Raw genomic sequence first — 225 nt, forward strand, 5'->3', positions numbered from 1 at the left:
TGCGCGACGCGATTTCCAGATGGTCTTTCAAGATCCCTACGGTTCGCTCGACCCACGCCAGACCGTCGCACGCATCGTCGCCGAGCCGCTCGAAGCCTTGGCCGAAGTCTCGCGCAAGGAGCAGCGCGAGCGCGCCGCCGAATCGCTCGCAGCGGTGGGCCTTCGCACGACGGACATGGACAAGTACCCGCACGAGTTCTCGGGCGGACAAAGACAGCGCATCGC

The 225-nt window shown here is 65.8% G+C and carries 1 protein-coding gene; it reads left to right on the forward strand.

Annotated elements, in window-relative coordinates; all coding sequences use genetic code 11:
• Window positions 1-225: ATP-binding cassette domain-containing protein (locus tag RT97_RS30390; protein ID WP_042582590.1), on the forward strand; the 225-nt coding region annotated here is incomplete at both ends.

The sequence above is a fragment of the Variovorax paradoxus genome (assembly GCF_000834655.1).
GTDB lineage: Bacteria > Pseudomonadota > Gammaproteobacteria > Burkholderiales > Burkholderiaceae_C > Variovorax > Variovorax paradoxus_F.